Origin of the sequence: Vibrio scophthalmi LMG 19158, from assembly GCF_000222585.1 — a bacterium.
In the GTDB taxonomy this organism is placed as follows: domain Bacteria; phylum Pseudomonadota; class Gammaproteobacteria; order Enterobacterales; family Vibrionaceae; genus Vibrio; species Vibrio scophthalmi.
In genome coordinates this window covers 40,322-65,624 of the sequence record NZ_AFWE01000083.1, presented here as the reverse complement: position 1 = coordinate 65,624, position 25,303 = coordinate 40,322, and the positions used below count along the sequence as shown (strand labels likewise).

Genomic DNA, 25,303 nt, shown 5'->3' with positions numbered 1-25,303 from the left:
CTTAACCACCAAATTGAATGCGGTGTAACTGAGAGTATGCACCATCTTTAAGCGCAATAAGCTCTTGGTGGCTACCACGTTCAACAATCTCACCTTCGTCAACCACCAAAATCTGATCGGCTTTTTCAATCGTTGAAAGACGGTGTGCAATCACCAATACGGTCTTATCTTTTTGTAGCTCATCCAGCGCCGCTTGAATCGCTTTTTCAGATTCAGTATCCAGCGCGGAAGTTGCCTCATCAAGAATCAGTACCGGCGCATCACGCAGCAACGCGCGTGCAATCGCAATACGTTGACGCTGACCGCCGGATAGACTGGCACCATTCTCACCAATAACGGTATCAAGCCCTTCATCCATCTTATCGATGAAATCCATCGCATGTGCAAGACGCGCCGCGTGCTCAATCTGCTCACGACTGTATTTTTCTGTCGCTGCATAAGCAATATTGTTGGCGATAGTATCGTTAAACAAATGGACGTTTTGCGAAACCAAAGCGAAGTGGCTGCGCAAATTCTTTAGGGTGTAATCGCGCACATCGTGGCCATCGAGGCTAATCGAACCTGAGTCCACGTCGTAGAAACGATTGAATAGATTCGCAATAGTACTCTTACCTGAGCCAGAGCGGCCGACAAGAGCCAATGTTTTACCTTGTGGAATGGTAAACGACACATTCGACAATGCTGGTTTCTCTTTACCAGCGTATGTGAACGTCACGTCTTTTACTTCTACATCACCACGTACATTTTGGCTTTCAAATTTACCGTTATCCTGTTCAGTATCTAAATCAATCAAAGCGAACAAGGTTTGGCTCGCTGCCATACCACGTTGGAATTCAGAGGTTACGTTAGTCAGCGCTTTCAAAGGGCGCATCAAACCAAACATTGCTGAGAATACGACAGTGAATGTACCAGGAGTTAAGGTTTCGCGTATCGAATCAACACTGGCAAGAAACAGAACTGTCACCAACGCAATTGACGCGATCAACTGAATCACAGGGTTGGCCACGGCTTGTGCAGAAACTAACTTCATTGATTGTTGACGCATTCTGTTGCTCACGACATCAAAACGCTCACGCTCAACTTCTTGACCGCCATAACTGAGGACTACTTTGTGACCTTTAAGCATTTGCTCTGCAGAAGAAGTGACATGACCCATGGTATCTTGCATGTTTTTCGATACTTTTCTAAAGCGTTTCGAAACCACGCCAATCGCCCACGCTACAACTGGAGCCACCACGATCAGAACCAACGACAGTTCCCAGCTATTCCAAAACATCAGCGTCAAAAGGCCGATAATACTCGCACCTTCACGAACAATGCTCACTAATGCACGGCTCGTCGCACCTGCTACTTGCTCAGAATCGTAAGTAATGCGAGACAACAGTCCGCCTGTCGATTCTTTATCAAAGTAAGCGACTGGCATATGCATGAACTGACTAAAAATAGCACGACGCATTTTCATCACGACGTTGCCCGATACCCAACTCAAACAGTAAGTAGATACGAACCCACTTAAACCACGGACGATCATCATACCAAAAATAATAAATGGCAGAATTTTCAGAAAGTCAGATTCCGCATTGCCAAAACCTTCATCTAATAAGGGCTTTAACAATGAAACCATATAGGTATCAGCAATCGCGTTGATGATAAGGGCAACCACAGCGGCAGATAAACCCAGTTTGTATAAGCGGATATACGCCCACAAACGTTGAAAGGTTTGCCACGTTGTTTCATCTTGATCTAGAGACATAGAAGTGCTTTATTCTTTTTACAATAATCTTTCTATTCTACTCGCTTACGCAGCATCTGCCTATACCATGCCAGACCTTTGCTTGAACGCATTGTTATTAATCGGCGATTTTTCCCGCGATAGAACAACGTTACCTGCCCAGAACTGCCCGTATCAAGCCATTGAGCGTTAGCCGCCAGATAACGAGCTTTAACGGCTGGGTTGGGCAACTGCCAACGACCTTGAAAAGCACTCGAAGATAGAGCCAACTGGGGCGAGACTCGTTTAATAAAAGCGGTAGAAGAAGACGTTTTGCTGCCGTGATGTGGCACCACGATCACGTCACTGTGTAAAGCCTCTGTTCCTCGCAATAACATCCATTGTGCGACAGCTTCAATATCCCCAGTCAGCAACACTGTATGTCCATATTCTCGATCATGTACACGTACCACACAGGAGTGGGGATTATAAGCACGAGAGGTTAGTTTTGGCGGCCACAATACCTCAAAATCAATTCCCTGCCATTGCCAACGCTGCCCTTTGATGCATGCCTCATTGACCGTGGTCATTCGATTCTCTGTTTGGCTAGACCAGACTTTAGCCTCAGGCCAACGACGCCTTATTGCCGCTAATCCACCAGCATGATCGTTATCGAAATGACTGACAATAACCCCATCGAGCATCACTCCGCGACGACTCAACCAAGGGATAATCAACTGCTGCGCATAACTGCCTTGCGATATTCGGTCGTCAACACCATCTTGATTCAAATTAAGGCCTGCTCCCCGGAAGGTGCGCTGCCATGCCGCGCCCGTATCGTAAAGCAATGCCCGATTGTTTTTCTCTATCACCAGCGCGAGCCCATGGCCGACATCAAGCAAATCCAGCCGCCAAACACGCTCATCTTTGCGCACGTTTAACGCCAAGATCATGCTTAAGAACACGATCAACAGCGCTTTTCCGCGCACGAACAATGCAAGTAGCAACCCAAACAGAACCACAATAGGCAACAACACCTGTTGTGCTGATAATTCAAACCATAACCAATGACTGAGTGGTAGCGCCAAACTCAGCGGCAGGAGGAGAAGATCAATAGTGCTTAGTAGCCACTGAATGAGCGGCGGAAAAAAAACGGCGAACACCACAGTAAACAGCAGCAAGGGAATAATGACAAAACTAAACCAAGGCACAAAAATGAGATTGTAGAGCAATCCATGCAAACTCAGACCGTTATAGAGCCAAGCCACCAGCAACGCCATCACCACCACCAAACAGAGTTGCATCAGTAGCGCCTTAAGCATTACTGAGCGCCACGGTAATCTCAACGACAGAAATAAAAAGATAATCGCGACCGCTGTAATCGAAAGCCAAAAGCTGCTGGCATAAGCCGCTTTTGGGTCGGTGAATAGCAAAGCACAAACTACCAACAGCCAAGTAAACCGATAGGAGGTATGCGTACGTGTCAACTGCAGCGCCATGAGTACCGCGACCATCCACATTGCACGCTGTGTCGGAATCGCAAACCCAGCCAACCAAGTGTAAGCCAATGCCCCAACGCCCCCACAGATCACGGGTAAATAGACTTTTTTACAACCGAGTAGAACTAAGCCTAAACCAACAAACCACCCCACTGAAAATGCAATTCCGACATGTAAGCCTGAGATAGCGATCAAGTGACTAAGACCACTTTGCTGCAATGCCTGCCATTGTGACGGTTCAATATGGGCTCGTTCACCAAAACTAAGCGCTAACAGCAAGCCTTGATTCGCTAGAGAATTCGATGCTTGAAACATCCGGTTAAATAAAATTTGTCGGAATGACAACTGACTTTCGATGAAATATGAATAATTGCGGTTAATAGAAACAATGCCCACGACACCTTGGCTCATTGCGTGCTTTTCTCGATCAAACCCCACCTCATTAAGCACGCCAATTACGGGCTTTAATCGAGCTTGTGCGGTTATCTGATCACCCAACTGTAGATTTTTAGGAGCAATTAAGTAGACTTTAGGGCGAGAAAGGTAGTTCAATCTTTCACCATTGATTGATCTAACCGAGGCTATGCCTTGAAAGCCATGGTTAATTGGCTTAAAAAGACTGTCAACTTCGGCATTTATGGTAACATTCGAACCGGCTTGAAACAGGGTGTTTGATTGATGGTGTAGCAGATTGCCGCTAGTCAAAATCACGATTAGTGCCGCGGCAACTCCACAGCCCCATCGAAGCCTTCTACAATAGAAACTAAGCAATAGCCAAACTAGGCAAGGAACTGACCACATCCACGACGGCATATTAGGCCAGTGTGATGCGGTTATGATCAAGGTAGCGAATGACGCTAATGTCCAATAATGAAGAAAGAGAGACATAATTTCCTATGCCAAGAAAATTCATAAAACGCTTTATGCCTGATCATGAGATGATCAAACGTCAAAAGGCACTAAAGGTTTTTGGCAACGTACTTTATAATCCAAACTTATGGTGCCTTAACCGCCGCTCAGCAGCAGGAGCGTTTGCAGTTGGTTTGTTTATGGCTTTTGTGCCATTACCAAGCCAAATGATCATGTCTGCAGGGCTTGCGATTGTCTGCGGTGTTAACCTACCTCTTTCCGTCGCCTTGGTATGGGTTAGCAACCCAATTACCATGCCGGTACTGTTTTACTTTGCCTACAAACTGGGCGCTTTGGTCATGCATGTTCCTCCACAGCCGTTCCACTTTGAGCTATCTTGGGAATTTATCCTGCACCAAATGAGCACCATTGGTCCTCCGTTCCTGTTGGGTTGCATGATCTGCGGTGTCACCTCCGCGATGATCGGCTATTTTGGAATTAAAGGACTTTGGCGTTATTCAGTGGTCCGAAGCTGGCAAAAACGTCGTTTCCGTTTACCTAGAAAGCTAAGATAGACTCAGACACAACGACAAACGAATAATTTTTAGCAATATAAAATGGCCATCATTTCATCAAGAAATTGGTATGTTGCTTGAGTATGAATATTTGCTTTAAAGCCTAACGAGTCGCACTCTCTAACGAACATAAAAAAGGACCTTTCGGTCCTTTTTTATGTTCGTTAGATAATTAACGGCGCGACTACCAAGACAAACGGCTACTTGGAACTTAACACAGCAGCAGGATTTAGCTGACTGGCACGAGAAGCTGGATACCAAGTCGCAAGCAAACTCAAAACCACCGCCGTACCCGAGACCAACAGCACATCACTCGACAGCACTTGTGAAGGCAAGAAATCGACAAAGTAGATATCCCCAGAGAGAAATTGATGGCCAATCAGTGCTTCGAGGCTTTTTATGATAGGGGTGAGATTCAGCGCAACCAGCACGCCAACCACACTACCAAAAAGACTGCCTAATACGCCCGAGAAGACGCCCTGCCAGACAAAAATGCGCTTCACCAAACCATCGGTGGCGCCCATGGTGCGCAAAATGGCGATCTCTGCGGCGCGGTCTTTGACTGCCATCATCAAGGTAGAGACAATGTTGAAACTGGCAACACCAATCACCAGAACCATCACCAAGTACATAATGGTACGAACTAACTGGATATCACGATAAAGGTAACCATATTTGCTCTGCCAAGAACGTAAATAGACCACTTCATTTAGGGTATTACCCACTTCACGAATGATTGGCAAGGTATCTAATACATCAGTCACGCGTACCGAAACACCAGAAACACCATTGCCTAATTTGGCATAACTTTGCGCGTCCGCGAGCGGGATCAAAGCAAGGTTATGGTCTATCTGACCATTCAACTTGAGTAACCCCACCACCTTCACACGCACGCGTTTCGGTGTTTGTACTTTACTAGCACTGCCCGACGATGGGATCAGTAGACTAATGTAATCGCCTACTTGCGCATTTAATCGCTCTGCGACACCTTGACCAAGGATCACTTGTTGTTGTCCAGCTTGAAATGCCTGCCAACTCTTTTGATCGATAAACTGACTCAAGTTAGAGACCAAAGACTCTTTATCAGGATCAATACCGCGGACTTCAATCGCTTTAAGCTGCTGGCCACGCTCCGCAAGTGCGGTCAGTTTGACATAAGGCGCTGCCGCTTCAATTTGAGGATGTTTTTCTGCTTGGTTCAGCAAGTTCTGCCAGTTTTGAATTGCGCCATGCACCCCTTCAAATTCGCCATGGGGAATCACGGATAAAACGCGATCTTTCAACTCACGTTCAAAGCCATTCATTGCCGATAAACCAATGATGATCACCGCCACGCCTACCGCAATACCAATGGTCGATGAGAGTGAAATAAACGACACCATTTTATTGCGCTGCTTAGCGCGGCTAAAACGTCGACCAATAAACAGGGAAAGTGAAGAGAACACTACACGCCCTCCACATCAACCAACAAACCATCTTTCATGTGCAATTGGCGATCCATCTTCCCAGCTAACTCACCATCGTGAGTCACGACTAAAAACGCGGTACCAGACTCCTGATTTAGCTCTCGCATCAGATCGTAGATCGCCAGCGCGGTTTTATGGTCAAGATTGCCAGTCGGCTCGTCCGCTAACACTAGGTCAGGGCTATTCACCAAGGCTCGGGCAATCGCGACACGTTGGCGTTCACCACCTGACAATTCCGATGGGCGATGCTCAACGCGATGAGAAAGACCGACTTTATCGAGCAACGCGAGCGCTTTTTGCTTCGCTTCAGCCACTTTCATACCACCAATCAACAAAGGCATTGCGACATTTTCTAACGCGCTAAAATCGGCCAACAAATGATGAAACTGGTAGACGAAGCCTAAGTGCTTATTACGCAACTTGGCTTGTTTATTTGAGCTGAGCTTGGACAATTCTTGCCCTAAGAAAGTCACTTGTCCGGCACTAGTGTCATCTAAAGCGCCTAACACATGCAGTAAGGTACTTTTACCCGAGCCAGAGGTACCAATAATTGAGACCAGTTCGCCGCGTTTCAAATCAAAGCTGACGCCTTTCAAAACTTGAGTTTCCAGCGCCCCTTCATGATAAATCTTGGTTACATCACGACACTGTAGTAAATCACTCATATCTTAATGCCTCAGCAGGTTTAACAGACGATGCTCGATAAGAAGGAAACAGTGTTGCCAGTAGGCTGAGCATCACAGCCAAAGAAACGACAACCAATATTTGCAGCGGATTAATCACCACAGGCAATGAACCACCAAATGAAAACAAAGCAATACCCGCACTCTCTAATAAGCTATTTAGATTTGCCGAGAGGAGCACACCAAGTCCGCCACCAATCACGGCACCGACCACACCACTGCTCGCGCCTTGCACCATAAAAATGGCCATCACTTGGCGATCGGTCATGCCTTGAGTTTTCAAGATAGCCACTTCGGCTTGTTTTTCCATCACCACCATGATGAGTGCAGAAACAATGTTAAATGCTGCAACGCCGACAATCAGGCCAAGCATCAAGCCCATCATGTTTTTCTCCATGCGTACTGCTTGGAACAGTTCACCTCGTTGCGCACGCCAATCTTGCCACTGCCACCCTTCTGGTAGTAGCTGTCTACTCATATCGCTGACCACAAATGGGTCATCAAAGAATAAACGCCATCCCGTCATCGTCTCTTTATTCAAACGCATCAAGCGCGCAGCATCATCCAGATGAGTTAGCATCAACTGACCATCAACATCAGAACCCGTATTGTAAATCCCCGCGACAGTGAAAATACGCTGGCTAGGAATACGGCCAAGAGGGGTAAATTGACTGGCGCTGGTCACCATCAAACGCACTTTATCGCCCAGCGATAAGTCCATTGAACGTGCCAGTGAACTGCCGAGAAAAAGTTGGTACTTACCCGCTTGCAGATCTGAAAGGCGACCTGCAATCAAGTGTTTTTCAATCGGGTCATGTTCGCCAGGCTCAATGCCAATAAGCAAACCTGCGCTAAGTTTTTTAGCACTTTGAATCACCGCTTCACTTTGCACAATCGGCTCTGGATGGCCGGCGCTCGACATCGCTTGAATAAATTCCGGTGCGCTCTCAGTGCGCGGTGTTTTACCACCATCATGAGAAACAATTGCCTGCGGCAGAACACCAAGGATGCGGCCTTTAAGTTGGCCTTCAAAACCATTCATGACCGAGAGCACGGTCACCAAAGACATCACACCAATCGTGATACCGGCCGTCGACATATAAGAAACAAAACGGCTAAACCTATCACCAGAGCGGCCACGTAAGTAGCGCAATCCAATATAGGTCGACACTGGATGAAACATAACAAAAACCAAAGCCAAATAATGACGAATACTGTAACGGTTAATTTAAAGGGCTGATAGCGTTAAATTGCCATTTCACGGTTAAATTTAGCAATTAAGTCGCCGATAACAATGACATACCTTGATTAGTTGCCGTGTATGACGATAATCAGAACATCAATAGAAGGAAAAGTTGCATGTCTGACCAAGAATATTTCTCCGTTCATTATCAAATGATCGCCAACGTCGAAGCCTTGGCAGAAGATGCGCCTTATCCGACCTTCGACCAATTTGAGTCTGAAATCCCCGCACCATTTCTGGTCGCCAGTGAGTTCAGTTTTCTAGACCAACTGAATGATGCCGCTCGTGCAGAACTTAAAAGCAATGATTTTAAGCACGTCATTCAATTGTTAGACACCCAAAATAGTAAGCTCAATCTTCTGCTAACCTTTATGTTATCGCAGCAAGATGATCCTACGCTTCGTCATCAAACATTAACCTTTGGTGCCAGCCAGTTTAGCTATCAAGCCGAAAACGCTTTAAACATCGGCCAGAAGCTGCGCATTAAATTGTTTCTCGACCATCCTGCTGCCGCCATTTATTGTTATGGCTCCGTGACTCAATGTACGCAAGAAAACCAGCAGTATGTGATTTCCGTCAAGTACGACCTACTCCGCGATTTAGACCAAGATTTGTTAATAAAGGCCGCCCTTTATCAACAACAAAAATTGCTAAGACAGCGCTCTCTAAACCGCGAAAAATAGCGTAACAACATGTCAAAACCATCATTACTTAACCTTGTAAATCCACAAGGTGCTGGCGATAAGAAATTCGTTGGCAATTTACCAGGCTCAGCACTGGCTTTAGCCATTGCTGAGTTAGCAGAGCAACACGCTGGTCATACGTTGTTAGCGACGCCTGATCCGCAAAGCGCACTAAAACTGCAACAAGAGTTGGAGCAGTTCACTGAGCATACCGTGCGTCTATTCCCTGACTGGGAAACCCTGCCATACGATAATTTTTCTCCTCACCAAGAGATCATCTCTGATCGTATCGCAAGACTCTATCAATTGCCGACCCAAAGTGACGGCATCACCATCGTACCGATTAATACTCTGTTGCAACGCCAATCGCCACGCGATTTCTTAATGCAGCACACATTAATGGTAAAAACCGGTGATCTATTCTCACTTGAAAAGCTGCGTCTACAGTTAGAAAAATCGGGTTACCGCCATGTCGATCAAGTCTTTGGTCCCGGTGAGTATGCTAGCCGAGGTTCAATCATTGATTTGTTCCCGATGGGGTCAAATGATCCCTACCGTATCGACTTCTTCGATGACGAAATTGATACCATTCGCACCTTTGATCCCGAGAATCAACGTTCTATTACTGACGTTAGTGAAATTCGCTTGCTACCTGCTCATGAATTTCCGACCTCTGAAAGCGCGATTGAAGATTTCCGCATTCGTTGGCGTCAGCGATTCGAAGCGCGCCGTGAACCTGAATCTGTCTACATGCAGGTTAGCAAAGGCACTTGGCCTGCAGGCATCGAATATTGGCAACCGTTGTTCTTTGAGCAAACGGAAACGCTGTTTGACTATATCCCCGACAACAGTCAGTTAATAGCGGTAGGCGATATTGAAGCAGCGATCGACCAATTCCTCACTGATGTTGACTATCGCTACGATCAACGCAAAGTCGATCCATTACGACCATTACTTCCGCCCCATGAATTGTGGCTGAAAAAGGACGAGTTATTCGCCCAATTTAAAGCACTGCCACAAGCACTGCTTAGCGTTGACACGGTTAAGAGAAAACAAGGTCGCCAAAATCCAGACATAACGGCACTACCTGAACTCACCGTTCAACATCAAAATAAAGAGCCAATGGCCACGCTGCGTCAATTTAGTGAAGGCTACAACGGTAAGATTATCTTCTCGGTAGAATCTGAAGGTCGCCGCGAAGCGTTGTTAGAGCTACTACAGCGTATCAAGCTGCGCCCGATTGAATGTGCCAGCTTCTGCGAGGCTCTCGCACACAAAGAGAAATTCACCCTCGTCATTGGTGCTGCCGAACATGGCTTCCTTTATGGCGACAATCAAATTGCCTTCATCTGTGAAAGTGATTTGCTGGGTGATCGCGTTATCCAGCGCCGCCGAAAAGATCGCAAAGCGACCAATAGCGATGCCGTTATTCGCAATCTTGCTGAGCTAAAACCCGGCCAACCTGTGGTACATATTGATCACGGTATCGGCCGTTATCTTGGTTTACAAACGCTTGAAGCGGGCGGCATGATCACCGAATACGTGACGCTTGAGTATCAAAACGAAGCCAAACTGTACGTTCCTGTTGCATCACTGAATCTAATTAGCCGTTATTCCGGAGGGGCTGAAGACAGCGCACCTCTGCATAAACTAGGTGGAGAAGCGTGGACCAAAGCGCGCCGCAAAGCAGCAGAAAAAGTGCGTGATGTTGCGGCCGAACTGCTCGATGTGTATGCCAAACGCGAGCTCAAGCCTGGCTACAAGTTTGCGCTTGATCGAGGCCAATACGCGACCTTTAAAGCCGGTTTCCCCTTTGAGGAGACCGATGACCAAAGCATGGCCATCAATGCTGTGATGTCAGACATGTGCCAAGCCAAAGCCATGGACCGCTTGGTGTGTGGTGATGTTGGTTTTGGTAAAACCGAAGTCGCAATGCGCGCGGCGTTTGTCGCCACCGACAACGGCAAACAAGTCGCGGTACTCGTGCCGACTACACTGCTTGCCCAGCAGCACTTTGAGAACTTCCGTGACCGCTTTGCCAATTTACCAATCCGCGTCGAAGTACTGTCACGCTTTAAAAGCGCCAAAGAGCAAAAGCTGGTGTTGCAAGACATCGCGGATGGCAAAGTCGACCTTGTGGTTGGTACACACAAGCTACTGTCCAATGACATCGTCTTTAAAGATCTTGGTCTGCTGATCGTTGACGAAGAACACCGCTTTGGTGTTCGCCAGAAAGAGAAAATGAAAGCGATGCGCGCGGATGTCGACATTCTGACGTTAACCGCAACGCCAATCCCACGTACGCTCAACATGGCGATGAGTGGCATGCGCGATCTCTCGATCATCGCCACACCACCAGCACGCCGTTTGGCGATCAAAACCTTTGTCCGTCAACGTGAAGACACTGTGATCCGCGAAGCTATTTTGCGTGAAATTATGCGTGGTGGCCAAATCTACTTCTTACACAATCAAGTGGAAACCATCGATAAGGTCGCCGAGGATTTAGAGAAGTTAGTCCCTGAAGCTCGTGTCACCGTCGCTCACGGACAAATGCGCGAACGTGAACTAGAAAAAGTGATGAACGATTTCTATCACCAACGCTTTAACTTGCTCGTGTGTACCACCATTATCGAGACGGGTATTGATGTACCAACCGCCAACACCATCATTATGGATCGCGCAGACAACCTTGGTTTGGCGCAGTTGCACCAATTGCGCGGTCGTGTAGGACGTTCACACCACCAAGCGTATGCCTATTTGCTCACGCCTCATCCTAAAGCGATGACCAAAGACGCAATCAAGCGCCTTGATGCGATTGCTTCATTGGAAGACTTGGGGGCTGGCTTTACTCTGGCAACCCACGATTTAGAAATTCGTGGTGCGGGTGAACTGCTTGGTGACGAACAAAGCGGTCAAATCCAATCGGTCGGTTTTACCCTCTACATGGAAATGCTGGAGCAAGCGGTAGAAGCACTACGTGAAGGCAAAGAGCCGTCACTCGATGACTTACTGCGTGAGCAAACCGAAGTTGAAATGCGCATCCCAGCCTTGCTGCCTGAAGACTATATCCCAGATGTGAACACACGCTTATCAATGTATAAGCAGATCGCAAGTGTGGCTGATAAAGATGATCTCAACAACTTAAAGGTAGAATTGATTGATCGCTTTGGTTTACTGCCCGATGCGGCGAAAAATCTACTCTCCGTTGCTGAGCTTAAACTGGCCGCAGCGCAGCTAAAAGTGAAGAAGATTGAAGCTCATGACAAGGGCGGCTATATTGAGTTCTATCCTGATGCTGACATAAATCCCATGTATTTGGTTAGACTGTTACAATCTCAGCCACAGAAATTCGCAATGGAAGGACCAACTAAGTTCAAGTTTATTGTATCATTAGCGGATAGACGGCAAAGAATTCAATTTGTTACTGACATGCTGGCTGAATTCCAGCAAAATTTATTACCAAAACAAGATTAGATATTTTGGGTAAAGTTACCCAAATACGGAGTTGTGATGAAAAAGCTGATCGCACTGCTTCTCTTCTTTGTTGCTATGCCAAGCTTGGCGCAGCGACAATTTGATGTCGAAGTGATCATATTTAAACGCGCAGTGGATGCAGAGAAAGTTACTGAATCGTGGCCAAACACTCTGCCTGAGATCACTATGGATAAAGTAGGTAGCTTTGGTGACACCAACTACCGCGCTCGTAAAGGCGTTCAGATGCTTTCTCGTGCAAACTATAAGCTCGATGCTCAAGCACAAAAACTGCGTAATCACGCTGGTTTTCAAGTGTTAATGCATAAAGCGTGGCGCCAAGGTGATAAAGGTCGCTTATCAGCCCCGATATTCCATATCACGGCGGGTAAAGACTACTCTGGTCAATTTAATCCTGATGGTTCACCAATTGGCCTAGGCAATGAATCCGTCATTGATGGCGTAACCGAGCACACCATCCCTAAACCGCTGTATGAGCTTGATGGTAAGTTACAGATTTACGTTGAACACTATCTGTATGCTGATGTTCAAATGGACTTAAAAGAGCCAAGTGTACGTGACATCATTCTTGAAGATCGCGAAATTGAGATTGGTGAAACCGCAACTTTTAGCACAGACAACACGGTTCAAGCGGGTTTGATGACAGAGATTACACCGACAGTGCATACCGAAGAGTTTCTTAAAAGCTATCGCATGGATCAAAAACGTCGCATGCGCAGCGGTGAAACCCACTTCCTTGACCACCCATTACTGGGCATGATCATTCAAGTGCGTCGCGTCAACTGATGCAACGACTCTTAGTCGCTTGATCTAACACGCAGTAGCAATATCAAAAACGCCCTCTAAGGTAGAGGGCGTTTTTATTTTCCCAAAGCGTATAACTTGCGCCAGACACGAACAACGAGCGCTTCACAACACCCCTCTCTATTTCGGTATATACTCACCATTCACTGCGGTTAATTGTGATCACCTATGAGTCCTGACTACCAAATTATTACCACTGAGTTTACGTTACGCTTAATCGATGCCGAAGAGAGCCGCCAGCTTGAGCGCCTCATTGTCCGATCCCCAAACCTTCACCACTGGGTGGATTGGTGTCATAGCGAGTTTAGCGCCAAAGAAGCAGAACGCTTTCTATTAGCGACGCGTTTAAATTGGGTTAAATCGGATGCGTATGGTTTTGGGATTTTCCGACGCAGTGACGATGTGTTAATTGGAATGGTGGCGATTAATGAGTTTTACCAAACCTTCAATATGGCCAGCCTAGGTTATTGGATTGCCGATGAATTTCAACAGCAGGGCTATGGCCGCAAAGCGCTCGACGCATTGATTGAGTTTTGTTTTGGTATTTTAAAACTGACTCGGCTGGAAGTGGTTTGTGACCCAAATAATCTTGCGAGTCAAAAATTAGCACTTGCCTGCGGTGCCAAATTTGAAACCTATGCTGAGAACCGTTTTATCTTTAATGGCAAACCCAAGTGTGGAGCGGTCTATTCTATTATACCCAGTTGATCCCCATCATTTAGACATAAAAAAAGAGTGCCATTGGCACTCTTTTTTATGTCTAGAACATCGGCTTAGTGAAGCTTCAAGTTCGGGCGTAACACGCGGTTAATGCGGCCCATCAAGATAATCAGGGCGGTTTTAAACACACCGTGCAGCGCCATTTGGTGCATACGGTACAGTGAAATGTACACCACGCGAGCAATACGTCCCTCGATCATCATCGATCCTTTGGTCAGGTTGCCCATCAGGCTACCCACCGTCGAGAAACGACTTAGTGAGACTAAAGAACCATTATCTTTGTAGACATACGCTTTCAGCTCACGACCGGTTAGTTTAGCGACAATATTGCTAAACGCACGGCTAGCCATTTGGTGCGCAGCTTGAGCGCGTGGCGGTACAAATGAACCATCAGGTTGCGTACATTGCGCTAAATCACCGATAACAAAAATGTTGTCATCACGAGTGGTTTGCAAAGTATCTTTTACCACCAATTGGTTAATACGGTTACTTTCCAGACCACCAATTTCTTTCATGAAATCAGGTGCTTTAATACCAGCAGCCCACACCATGATTTGCGCATGGATCTTTTCACCATCTTTGGTTGTTAAGCCATCTTTGTCCGCTTGAGTGACCATGGTCGCGGTGCGTACATTCACACCAAGCTTCGTTAACTCTTGATGCGCCGCACCAGAGATACGTGGTGGCAATGCAGGAAGGATACGCTCACCCGCTTCCACAAGGCTCACATTTAGTTTGCTTGAATCCAGGTCACCAAAGCCGTAAGTACGTAGCTCTTTGACTGCGTTATGTAGCTCAGCCGATAATTCAACACCCGTTGCACCCGCGCCAACAATCGCAATATCCACCGTGCCTTGACCATTTTTGGCGTGCAGCTTAAGGAACTCATTGTTCATGTTTGTACGGAAGCGATGAGCTTGTTCAGGACTATCTAGGAAGATACAGTTTTCACGGACACCCGGCGTGTTGAAATCATTCGATGTTGAACCGATCGCGAGTACCAAAATATCGTACTCAAGCTCACGGCTTGGCATTAACAACTCACCTTGCTCATCTTTCAATTCAGAAAGGATGATCACTTTGCGCTCGCGATCGATGTCTTGCAGACTACCAAGCTGAAAATCAAAGTGGTGATTTTTCGCATGAGCACGGTAGCTCAATGCATCAACCCCTTCGTCTAACGAACCGGTCGCCACTTCATGCAACAGTGGTTTCCACAAATGGCTCGCCTTACGGTCAACCAAAGTAATATTCGCACGACCTTTGCGGCCAAGTGTACGGCCTAGTTTGGTCGCAAGCTCTAAACCGCCTGCGCCGCCACCTACTACGATAATTCGTGTCACAGCAACTATCCTCTAAAATAATAAAACTAAGAAATTGAGTCAGTTCGCACTGCAAACTGAAGAAATATTTTTAGCTCGCGCTTACGCCGCGATAGAGGTTCACTCAATGAAACACGTATTTGGATTGAAAGACTGTATCAGTCGCTTGCTCATCGGGCAAAAACACGCCTCAACCAGCAATATTGGGCAAGTTTTTTCACTCGCTCTCAATTTTTTTTGATATTTATCAAATAAATTTTATTTTACTCATTATATAGAGCAAAACGCACTGCGCAACTAGAGAATGAGAAAAACTCACTATAATCTGTATGGTTTTATGTAACGAGGTGCTTAAATTTTACGATTATCATCGCTGAGACGACAATCTGAGGTATCTGGTTAAGGCCTCTTTTAAGGTATAGAAAAAACAAAAACGACGTTGAAGCAACGTCGTTTGATTCAAGCCAAACTTTAAATAACGATAGAATCAGCTCTCTTTGAAAGCCTTGATCGCTTGTAAGTGCTGCGAGATTTTACTGAATTTGTGACTCTGTTTTTCATCCCAGATGACATCGTAGTACCCATCCAGTTCTTGCGCTGTAATTTGGTTATTATGAATTTCATCTTCGCGTGACAAAATCACTAAACAGCGTTTGTTATTTTTAACGCGAAACTCTTGCACACATTTGGTCGCAATATCATCATACTCTTCAGGACGATCAATACGGCCTTGCATTGTGCGTTCTGGATGCAAGTTTGGGTTGAAAATGACCTGTTTAATACCGCATAAGAAACCAACGCGTTCAGACCAAAAGCCCCCAAGCCCTACCCCACAAATAATGGGATTTTTATCGTCTGACTGCTCAATCACTTTATGCACTTCTTTGAGTAGATGCTGCATATCATGCTTAGGGTGAAGCGTGCTGTAATTGATGAAACGGACATCATCATCAATAAACTGCAATTGAAGAATTTTTTCGTGGTTACCTGGGCTGGTAGAGTCGAAGCCATGTAAATAGATGATCATGTTATTTCCTTATTCTAATCGGTTTGTTTAAACGCCAGCTCACGAAAAGCTCACTTAAATGCAACAAACGTAATTTAATCTAACACGAAAGCTAAGGTTTTAAAGGGAGAGAAACCATATTCTTGCTTGCCTACTACGAAACAGTGATCTCAACAGCAAAACTGTGGTTAAGCGAACTGCTGTTTAAGGATCTCAGCCTGCTGAAAATAATGCTCATCCCCCCACAATTGATACGCAAGTAAGTACCAAAGCATCGCCATCATGGTCGCACGAGGTCGCCACGCTCTCACGCCTTCAACCCAGTCGTCGATCCCTTCTAGCTCACGTTGCTGGCAATAGCGCTGAATCGCATCCATTTCGTCAACGCCCGCCACATCGATACTTAAAGTAAGATCTAAGCGCGGATCGCCAATCGTCGCGTATTCCCAATCAATGATTTTTGCCCCCTGCTCACTCGCCACCATGTTGTAACCAGCAAGATCAAAATGACATAAGGTGTGGCCAACATCGGCTAAACTCGGCGCATTGCGCCAGTCACGGTAGATGGTTTGATATAATTCGGTCTTCAACTCTGGTTTCAGTTGCATCCAATAATGATCAACACGAGCGGTAAAACTAAATGGAGCGACAGGAATACGTGTCGTTGATAAGGAATGGACAGCGACAAGGGCGTCAAGTAACTGATCAACGCTGAGTGTATCAGTGAGAGCTTGGCCTTCTAACCATTCAACCAACAGACCTTGGTCATTGATATGGATTGGTTTTGGGCTAATCCCCGCGGACTCGATTGAAGCAAGAATCTGATATTCTTGAAAACGTGAAATTGAAAAAGCTTTAGTTATATGTGTATTTGGCCGCCAAACATAGGCCTTTCCACTATCCTCTACCACTTTCCAACAACGATTGGTTAAGCCCCCTGTTAGGGTTTGCCCATAGTTAGGAGGCATAGCAAAGAAACGATCTAATGACAGCAATGTGCGGTCTAGCTGACAAGCTTCATTCCATGACATTCGTGCCATAAGTCGTTCCTTGCTCTTTTATGCCAATCGTATATTGGCTAGTAACTACAAGCCCAAAAAGCTTTTTGATTCTTGTTTGCGGATTTCTGTTTCATCCGCCCATTCAATCAGGCCAGACTCAAGATCCATCAAACGCATGGTCATTTTGTAGTAAACGTCTTTATCACTGCCTGCTGATTTCGCAATGCTTGAGAGGTTGCCATACAGCATGTATTGCGCACCGACCATTTTACCAAATTGAATCGCATTACTTTGATTGACTAACTCATCGTTGTTTTGGAAGTTTAGTTGGTCACGTACCGCTTCTACACGATCCATGTCGACAAAACGGAATTTACCCGAGTTAAGCATTTTAGTGCTGATACTGTCGGTGATCGACTCAGTATCAATATGCTCACTGGTTTTATTTTTAATACGCTCAACAAATACGATAGGACGCGAATCACGAGTAATCGCAGCAACAGAACCTGAGTTCAGCATGCTATCCACCATTTCTCCAGCGATGGTTTGTAAATCTGTTGAGCCGAAATCGATGGTAGTGGTCTCTACAGCTTGTGCATCACCATAGCTAACTTGGTTTGAACACCCGCCCAACACAACCGCTAAGCCCAACAGTGCAATGACACTTTTTTTCATGATACTTTCCTTCATTATTTTTCAGTTTGACCAAAGCGTTAGCACTTTAGTTCCCACCGTTTTCAATCGTTGTTTCTTCGAATTTGCACGCGAAATTGCGTCGCGTCAGGATTGACCGACACTTCAGATATAGAGCGCGTCTCGGCACCGCGAATAATCAAACGTCGCCAGTTTCCCACCTTGGTATTAACCTCTAAACCTTGATCGTTATACCAATAAAAGCGGTATAGCAGGTCAAGATCGCTACTGAGATTATTCGTTAAACTCACGATACCTTGCGCATGACCATCTACCGTTGTGGTCGTGATGTCATCCACGTTCAAGCTGCGTGACATGGATGAATCAGCAAACAGAACTCTGTGCGAGCCACCATCAATACGCAGACCTGATGTATTAGTAGTACAAGCTGCAATGGCAAACATTGATAAGATCACTAAAACGAATTTCTTCATTACAATCTTCCTAGTTGCTTATGCCACAGTGTGGCGTTATTTCCCTGACGAGACAGCCATACCAACGCCGTTTGTCCTTGCGGCACATTGAAGTTGTATAACTGTCCATTGATATCAAGTTGCTGATCGCCGGCATTTACCACCGTCGAACTGCTATAAACTGAAGCTGGCAAGGTTTGCCAACTGCGCGTATCTGGCTGCTCAGTGAGCGTGTTCCAAACATTGAATATTAAGTTACCCACGTCGTCGCCTTGAGCAGCTTCTTTACGTAATTGATCTTTAGCCACCACACGTAATGCTTGGCGAATCACGATATTTGGCATTCGTTCTGACAAATCACGCTGAGCCATTAAATTCACATCGGTCAGTAAATCTTGTGATAACCCTTGTTGATTCAATCTTGGCGTTACAAAACGTAGCGCATTGTTCGATGGGTAATAAGGTAAAGCTAAAGAATACAGTGCGCCATTACCGCGACTGTCATAAAGCGGTAAAGATAATTTCCAGCCTTGCAGAGCTTCGACCACATCTTGCTCTTGTAAGACGATCACTCTCGCTTGTCCTTTAGCTAAGTTCTGCGCTTTACCATAACGTCTTTCGAGTTGACGTAAATCATCCCGCATCCCTAAACGTTTTGCCACACGCATCGTACCGTCAATCACACTACGGTTATCTGGCATCACAGCCAATGCTCGGCGATAATCAACATAGGCGCTATTTAAGTCATTATCGGCTTCATACAACAGGGCCGACACATACATTAAATAGGCGTTTTGTACTGCCTGTAGCGTTTTGCCCGCATCAGGATAATTCGCTAACACACTGCCAAGATTAGGAGTGAGGCCTTGCGACTTCATCTCTTTTTCCGCTGACTCTAGTGCTCGTTCACGCTCTTTACGCGCCTGCTCTTGCACTTGATTGGCACGGCGCATTTCCACTAGCGCGTCATCAAGTTGATTCGCTTTAACGTAATTTAAACCTAAGTATAGATGGAGAAAGCCTAATTCATAATCAGCAGGTTGGTAGATTTTGAGATTATCGTTGACAGCTAATGAACCGACACTCGACGCCGTGTCCGAGAGTGATATCACCGCTTTGTCCTGCTCAACTCTCACCGCGCGATCACTTAACTCTAAAGCGTCTTGGCTTTGTTGATAATCTTTGTTAAGCAGGTAAACGCGGCCTTTTTCGAAATTATCTAGGATCTCGCCAGCGATATCTTCCGGCAGTTCTTCTTTCGCTTGGAGGTAATCACCGCGCTTAACAGATTGATACACAGATTCATTTTGCGCGCTATAGTGGCTAAATAAATTACCGGCTGAGAAGTTAGCACAAGCGGAAAGCAGAACAGAGCTGCTGATGACCAGCATGAGTCGAACTGGCTTGAGTCGAAAAGTTAGTTTCAATTCGCACTCCATTTTATTAAAAGAAAAAGCACGTCGTTATGTCGTGCTTTTTGGTAGACCACATAAAGTGCAGTTTAGTTCATCAAAAGAGGGCCTAATGGACAACCGCCCACTAAATGCATATGAATGTGATACACCTCTTGACCACCGTGTGAATTGCAATTCACGATTAAACGGTAACCGTCTTGATCGATACCTTCTTCTTTCGCCAATTTTTTAGCCACGGTAAACATTCTACCCATCGCCATTTCATCGTCGGATTCAATATCATTGACCGTTGGGATCAGCTTGTTTGGCACGATTAAAATGTGCTTAGGTGCGCGTGGATTAATATCACGAAACGCCGTCACTAATTCGTCTTGATAAACGACATCGGCAGGAATTTCTTTACGAATAATTTTGCTAAAAATGGTCTCTTCGGCCATGGTGGCTCCATAAACTTACTTAACTAAATAGTCGAATGAGTATGCGCCATGCTTCGCAAAATCACAATAAAAAACAACGTTCATTTAACCTAAACCACTCAAATTTTGTTACCAGAAAATTTTTTTTGTCTTGTGCGTCATAAAATGCGTGTCTCGATATCAATACAAGTGTCCTAAGTCTGATAATTTTCATAATAAATTATTCAAACAAGGAGAGGTCTATGAAAGGTTCAGTGATCAGGAGGATGTACGCTGGCTTTGCATTGATCATTTTGATGTTCGCAGTATCCACCATTTTAGCATTACGTGGAATGGAACAAATTCATCAAAATTTCGCGAGTGTCACCAACACATCTTTGCCGCTGGTTTCAATGTCTAACAGAACCAATGTGGCGTTACTAACAGCTGATAAACTTTTCAAAGACTATTTAACCACGCAGAGCTTTGAACGCATGGACGTCATTCGTGGCGAATTTATCGATGCCAAAGCCAACTTCGATCAAACTTTAATCGACCTTGAACAAGCAAGTGCGACTAGCCCTGAGCTCATCGAACGTATCGAACAAGTAAAAGCGATGGAACAGCGTTACTTTGCTGAAGCGGCGGATGCGATGGACAACTATCGCAATATGTTTGAAGCACAAGAATTAGTTCAACAGTCAACACGTCAATTCCAGCGCCTACATGCCGAGCTTAGCTCAGGAATGAAAGAGTATGTGGATGACCAAGATAAGATCGCTGTTAAGGTAATGGCACGCAGCTATTTTGAAAAATTGAAAGACGCAGAAGTGATTACTTCTGATGCATTGGCAAGCAGTGACACCGAATTTGTGGCCAAAGCCGTCGCGAAAAACAAAAAAGCGGTGACACACCTTAACTATTCATACCGCGGCCTGTTAACCCAACTGCCATCACTGAAAGAGAAGTTTGATGCGCCTGTCAATCAGTTCACTATTGATATTGGCCAAAAAGGTGGCGTACTCGATCAACACAATAACTACCTGCTTTCCCGTCAAGCGCTATACAGCAACATTGCCAACCTAACTAAAGAAGTTGACACCTCTATGGCGCTGTTGAATTCATTCAGTGAAACCGCGCAGAACGGCCTAAATGCTTCTTTGGTTGAAGCGGGCAAGGTTTATGACTCAGGCTTAGTTCGTTCCATTTTCCTCTGTCTGGTTGTCGTTGCCCTTGCTGCGGGTATCGGTTACCACATCGCACATAGCGTGCGTACTCCACTCACTCGCATCCTAAAAACGTTAGAAGCGCTTAGCGGTGGAGATATGACTCAACGCATCGAAATTCGTTACAACAACGAGTTTAGCCGTGTTAGCGGTCACATCAATGACTTGGCTGATAACCTGCACAATATACTGGTCCGTTTGAATGAAGCATCTGATGACCTTACTCATACCGCCAATACCAACCAAGAAACACTGACTGGAACACAATCACAACTCAATCAGCAACGTCAGCAAACCGCCAGCGTGGCAACAGCGATGAACCAGATGTCGCACTCGGTTGAAGAAGTGGCTCAGAGCGCTCAAAGCTCACTCGAAATGGTTGGACAAGTGGAACTGGCATCTGAACAAGGTCGCCAAATCATGAGCACCAACATCACCACTATCAACCAATTAGAAACACGCTTAAACCAGTCCGTTGACGCGGTGAAAGAACTACAAAACATGAGTAGCCAGATCGGTTCTATTCTTGATGTCATTCGTAACATCGCAGAACAAACCAATCTGCTGGCCTTGAACGCGGCAATTGAAGCAGCGCGTGCGGGTGAACAAGGCCGTGGTTTTGCCGTGGTGGCTGATGAAGTCCGCGTGCTGGCACAACGAACCACAGAATCCACCTCTGAAATCGAAAACATGATCAGCGCGCTACAAAGCAGTTCAACGTCTGCCAACAGTGTGATTCAAAGCTGTATGGATGATATGACTCTGTCTGTTGATCAAGCTTCTAATGCCAATAGTGCAATGGAAGAGATCCAATCTCTGATTTTGGAAATCAGCCATATGAGTGCGCACATTTCCAGCGCTGCGGTTGAACAAAATCAAACGGCGGCTGAAATCGCGCAAAGCATTGAAGAGATTAACGGCATTGCAGATTCCAGCTATCACGCTATGGCTGAGATTGCGAACACCAGTAGTAGCCTAACCCAATTGGCGAATCAACAAGGCGAATTGGTACACCGATTTAAGGTGTGATTGTAAATTTTTGGCTAAATAACTGAACAAGGGCGATTAAATTGATTAATCGCCCTTGTTTTTTTAAGGCGGGAACATTATATGGTAAGAAGGCTTGCTAGTTTACCCATATTAACTTTCCGTTTCGCAAGCCAAACATGAGGAACAACTATGGCCGTTCATGTTGGCATTATTGACCAGGATCCAATTCGACTAGTCACGCCACTACTTGATAATCGTACTATCAGTCAGCACATCGTTTTTATTGGTGTGAGAACTCAGGAAGAGATGTACCACCGTCTTCATAGCGTGCTGGCTAAACGCAACATCAGCTCAGAATTTTTTGAAATTCCTAACGTCGCCAACGTTGCTAAGATCAAACAAGCTGTTTGCCAACTTGCCAGTGACCTCAAGTCTCGTGGTGAAGAAGTGAAACTAAATGCCAGTTGTGGGCTTCGTCATCGCCTACTCTCGGTATACGAAGTTTTCCGCAGCCTGCATTGGCCTATTTTCGTTGTCGAACCAAACAGCGACCGACTTTGCTGGTTATACCCAGAAGGCAAAGAAGATACTCAAGTTGAAGATCGCATCACCATTGATGATTACCTAACCGTGTTTGGTGCACGTGGTGAGTTCAACGATCATGATCTCCCCCCCTCAGCTTGACCAAAAGCTGTACGAACTAGGTGAACGTTGGGCAAGTAATGCATTAGAGTTAGGCCCTGGCCTCGCAACGCTAAACTATCTCGCAACCACTTGTCGTAAAGAGCAGCGCCTGAGCGTTGAGTTATCAGAAAAGCAACAAGGTTACCGTGAGCTCAACATGCTACTCAGCGACTTGGTTGAAGCAGATATCGCCACCTACCAAGCCGGTATCCTAACGTTCGCCAGTGAAGAAGCTCGTCGCTTCTCTAACGGTGAATGGCTAGAGACTTTAGTGCACAGCACGGTACGTCAAATTCAACAAGATATGCCGACCATCCAAGATCACTCACTCAACGTACAAGTTTATCGCCAACTCGGTGAACGTGAAGTACGTAACGAGCTGGATGTCGCTTCAGTGGTCAACAATAAACTCCACATCATTGAATGTAAGACCAAAGGCATGCGTGATGATGGCGATGATACTCTGTATAAATTGGAATCGCTGCGCGACCTACTCGGCGGCCTACAAGCCCGCGCGATGTTGGTGAGCTTTCGTCCGTTACGTTATAACGACATCACCCGCGCAGAAGATCTTGGCCTCGCGCTCATTGGCCCTGAAGAACTCAAAGATCTTAAAACATACCTGACCCAATGGTTTGTGGAAGCTGGCGGCTCAGAAGACTGTTCAGATTGCTAAGCTGAATCGATTTACAATCGTTATGCAACCTCATCAATAGCCTCGATATATTCGAGGCTATTTTTTTGATCGAAATCAAACGTACGCCATCCTTAACATTCGCACGATGTACTTTTGACATCACGCCGTTAGCATAGCCTGGTTACTTTATTTGAGCGCCGCTATGTCATCTTTACCTACATCCCCTTTTGCACAAACCCTACTCAACATTGCTTTAAATTTAAGTTCTAACCTAACCAGTGATGAGCAGTATCAGCATCTTGTGGAAGGCGTGAGTACCGTTTTTCCTTGTGATGCTGCGGCGCTGTTTATTCTCGATGAACAAGGCTTTCTTACTCCTGTCGCAGTTAAAGGACTTTCCACCTCAATCCTAGGGCGGCGCTTCTACCCCAGCGCCCACCCACGCCTTGAACAAATTATGCATAGCCGTGAACCGGTGCGTTTTGATGCCAATTGCTCACTGCCTGACCCCTTCGATGGAGTACTGTTAACTGAAGAGCAAACCATTGATGTGCATGACTGTCTGGGCTGCAGCTTATATGTAGAAGGCCAATTAGTTGGCGTGTTAACTATGGATGCCCTCACCGTGGGAGCCTTTGATTATTTAGATCCGGTTGAAGTGGCAACCTTTGCTGCCTTAACCGCGGCGACGTTACGTAACATCGCCCAGTTTAAAAGCCTCAAAGCGCAGAACCGTAAACACCGCAGCGTAACACAAACGCTGATCCACCAAGCTCGCTCGCAACAAGGTGAGATGATCGGCCTTAGCCCGCAGTTTGAGCGCCTAAAAACCAATATCGCTACCGTCGCACAATCGGATTTTGCCGTGCTTATTAGCGGTGAAACCGGCACAGGTAAAGAGTTGGTTGCGCACAACCTGCACGCGCAATCTCACCGCGCGGATAAACCGATGATTTACGTCAACTGTGCTGCATTGCCTGAAGGTTTGGCCGAGAGTGAACTGTTTGGCCATGTAAAAGGGGCATTCACTGGCGCAAACAACCATCGCTCTGGTAAATTTGAATTAGCCGATGGCGGGACTATTTTCCTTGATGAGATCGGTGAACTGCCCCTGATCTTGCAAGCCAAGTTACTGCGAGTAATCCAACAAGGGGAACTGCAACGCGTCGGTAGCGATCAACATTTAACGGTTAATGTCCGTATCGTTGCCGCAACCAACCGTCAGTTGGAACAAGAAGTTGAACAGGGTCGCTTCCGCGCTGATCTCTACCATCGTCTCAACGTTTTTCCAATTCACGTTCCTCCACTCCGTACGCGTGAGGGCGACATAGCGGTGCTGGCTGGTTACCTGCTGGAAAAAGTACGTTTGCAATTTAATTCTCCGAACCTACATGTTCACCCGAAGGCACTACAAGTACTAGAAAACCAAGTTTGGCCAGGCAATATACGTGAACTTGAACACTGCTTAACACGCGCGGCCTTACATGCCATTCAGCAGGATAAAACCACAATTCAACTCGACCATTTTGACGAATTAAAAAGCCAATTTGATACAGAAGAGAGAGGTGATGTAAAAATCACATCGCGCTATTTTCCTACTGAAAGTCAACCAATGCGATTGTTGGTTGAGCAATACCAACAAGATTTAATTGTGCACGCCTTAAACAAATCGTCGAATACATGGTCACAAGCTGCTGATTTTCTTCAAATGGATCGCGGCAACTTATATCGAATGGGAAAAAAATTCTCGATTAAATCCTAACGATCAGCCACGCCACGTTGTAATAAAGACATCA

19 protein-coding genes and 1 pseudogene are annotated in these 25,303 nt (G+C 45.9%); 8 read left to right on the top strand and 12 right to left on the bottom strand.

All coding sequences use genetic code 11. The annotated features are described in order from the left end of the window. Window position 1 precedes the first annotated feature (1 nt). Complete coding sequence (gene msbA, locus RH88_RS07730; protein WP_005594737.1) at window positions 2-1,753, bottom strand: lipid A ABC transporter ATP-binding protein/permease MsbA; 1,752 nt, start codon at window positions 1,751-1,753, stop codon at window positions 2-4. 32 nt (window positions 1,754-1,785) lie between these two features. Beyond that, entirely contained in the window at window positions 1,786-4,011 is a 2,226-nt protein-coding gene (locus tag RH88_RS07725) for a DNA internalization-related competence protein ComEC/Rec2 (RefSeq protein WP_160162584.1), read from the bottom strand. A 95-nt stretch (window positions 4,012-4,106) separates the two neighbouring features. Here RH88_RS07725 and RH88_RS07720 point away from each other — a divergent pair, with 95 nt between their 5' ends. Next, window positions 4,107-4,634, top strand: a complete 528-nt coding sequence (locus RH88_RS07720; RefSeq protein ID WP_005594734.1) for a DUF2062 domain-containing protein — start codon at window positions 4,107-4,109, stop codon at window positions 4,632-4,634. A gap of 200 nt (window positions 4,635-4,834) precedes the next feature. Here RH88_RS07720 and lolE read toward each other — a convergent pair whose 3' ends face one another. The 3 genes from lolE to lolC are packed head-to-tail and all read right to left on the bottom strand — an operon-like array spanning window position 4,835 to window position 7,966. Then, a complete protein-coding gene (gene lolE, locus RH88_RS07715; protein ID WP_005594733.1) occupies window positions 4,835-6,079 on the bottom strand; it encodes a lipoprotein-releasing ABC transporter permease subunit LolE in 1,245 nt (414 codons plus the stop codon). After that, window positions 6,079-6,765: a lipoprotein-releasing ABC transporter ATP-binding protein LolD gene (lolD, locus tag RH88_RS07710; protein WP_005594731.1), complete on the bottom strand. Its 687-nt coding sequence runs from the start codon at window positions 6,763-6,765 to the stop codon at window positions 6,079-6,081. Before lolD ends, lolE begins: the two co-directional genes overlap by 1 nt. After that, window positions 6,758-7,966: a lipoprotein-releasing ABC transporter permease subunit LolC gene (gene lolC, locus RH88_RS07705; protein ID WP_040757884.1), complete on the bottom strand. Its 1,209-nt coding sequence runs from the start codon at window positions 7,964-7,966 to the stop codon at window positions 6,758-6,760. The genes lolD and lolC overlap by 8 nt, the downstream gene beginning before the upstream one ends. A gap of 176 nt (window positions 7,967-8,142) precedes the next feature. Here lolC and RH88_RS07700 point away from each other — a divergent pair, with 176 nt between their 5' ends. The 4 genes from RH88_RS07700 (at window position 8,143) to RH88_RS07685 (ending at window position 13,713) form a co-directional block, all read left to right on the top strand. After that, a complete protein-coding gene (locus RH88_RS07700; protein ID WP_005594728.1) occupies window positions 8,143-8,709 on the top strand; it encodes a hypothetical protein in 567 nt (188 codons plus the stop codon). A 9-nt stretch (window positions 8,710-8,718) separates the two neighbouring features. Next, window positions 8,719-12,183: a transcription-repair coupling factor gene (gene mfd / locus RH88_RS07695; protein ID WP_005594727.1), complete on the top strand. Its 3,465-nt coding sequence runs from the start codon at window positions 8,719-8,721 to the stop codon at window positions 12,181-12,183. A 36-nt stretch (window positions 12,184-12,219) separates the two neighbouring features. Further along, a complete protein-coding gene (locus RH88_RS07690; protein WP_005594726.1) occupies window positions 12,220-12,987 on the top strand; it encodes a peptidoglycan binding protein CsiV in 768 nt (255 codons plus the stop codon). Between the two features lie 186 nt (window positions 12,988-13,173). Then, window positions 13,174-13,713 (top strand): GNAT family N-acetyltransferase, encoded by a 540-nt coding sequence (locus RH88_RS07685; RefSeq protein ID WP_005594725.1) that lies wholly within the window; start codon window positions 13,174-13,176, stop codon window positions 13,711-13,713. Between the two features lie 65 nt (window positions 13,714-13,778). On the opposite strand, the gene RH88_RS07680 is transcribed toward RH88_RS07685, so the two are convergent. The 7 genes from RH88_RS07680 to hinT form a co-directional block, all read right to left on the bottom strand. Next, window positions 13,779-15,068 (bottom strand): NAD(P)/FAD-dependent oxidoreductase, encoded by a 1,290-nt coding sequence (locus RH88_RS07680; protein WP_005594723.1) that lies wholly within the window; start codon window positions 15,066-15,068, stop codon window positions 13,779-13,781. Between the two features lie 466 nt (window positions 15,069-15,534). Beyond that, window positions 15,535-16,074 (bottom strand): alpha/beta hydrolase YcfP, encoded by a 540-nt coding sequence (ycfP, locus tag RH88_RS07675; protein ID WP_005594721.1) that lies wholly within the window; start codon window positions 16,072-16,074, stop codon window positions 15,535-15,537. Window positions 16,075-16,241: 167 nt separating this feature from the next. Further along, the gene (locus RH88_RS07670) at window positions 16,242-17,093 is read right to left on the bottom strand and encodes a phosphotransferase (protein ID WP_005594720.1); all 852 of its coding nucleotides are present in this window, start codon (window positions 17,091-17,093) and stop codon (window positions 16,242-16,244) included. Between the two features lie 45 nt (window positions 17,094-17,138). Further along, on the bottom strand, window positions 17,139-17,729 hold the full coding sequence (gene lpoB, locus RH88_RS07665) for a penicillin-binding protein activator LpoB (protein WP_005594719.1): 591 nt from the start codon (window positions 17,727-17,729) through the stop codon (window positions 17,139-17,141). 62 nt (window positions 17,730-17,791) lie between these two features. Beyond that, window positions 17,792-18,181, bottom strand: a complete 390-nt coding sequence (locus RH88_RS07660; RefSeq protein ID WP_005594718.1) for a YcfL family putative periplasmic lipoprotein — start codon at window positions 18,179-18,181, stop codon at window positions 17,792-17,794. After that, a complete protein-coding gene (locus RH88_RS07655) occupies window positions 18,181-19,551 on the bottom strand; it encodes a COG3014 family protein (RefSeq protein WP_174269639.1) in 1,371 nt (456 codons plus the stop codon). The genes RH88_RS07660 and RH88_RS07655 overlap by 1 nt, the downstream gene beginning before the upstream one ends. A 110-nt stretch (window positions 19,552-19,661) precedes the next feature. Further along, window positions 19,662-20,012: a purine nucleoside phosphoramidase gene (hinT, locus tag RH88_RS07650; protein ID WP_005594716.1), complete on the bottom strand. Its 351-nt coding sequence runs from the start codon at window positions 20,010-20,012 to the stop codon at window positions 19,662-19,664. Window positions 20,013-20,233: 221 nt separating this feature from the next. Between hinT and RH88_RS07645 the strand changes: the two genes are divergently transcribed. From RH88_RS07645 to norR, 3 genes and pseudogenes are all read left to right on the top strand, one after another. Further along, a complete protein-coding gene (locus tag RH88_RS07645; RefSeq protein ID WP_005594715.1) occupies window positions 20,234-22,225 on the top strand; it encodes a HAMP domain-containing methyl-accepting chemotaxis protein in 1,992 nt (663 codons plus the stop codon). Between the two features lie 150 nt (window positions 22,226-22,375). Then, a pseudogene (locus RH88_RS07640) lies at window positions 22,376-23,546 on the top strand (DUF1887 family protein). Between the two features lie 163 nt (window positions 23,547-23,709). Beyond that, complete coding sequence (gene norR / locus RH88_RS07635; RefSeq protein ID WP_005594714.1) at window positions 23,710-25,269, top strand: nitric oxide reductase transcriptional regulator NorR; 1,560 nt, start codon at window positions 23,710-23,712, stop codon at window positions 25,267-25,269. Window positions 25,270-25,303: the final 34 nt, after the last annotated feature.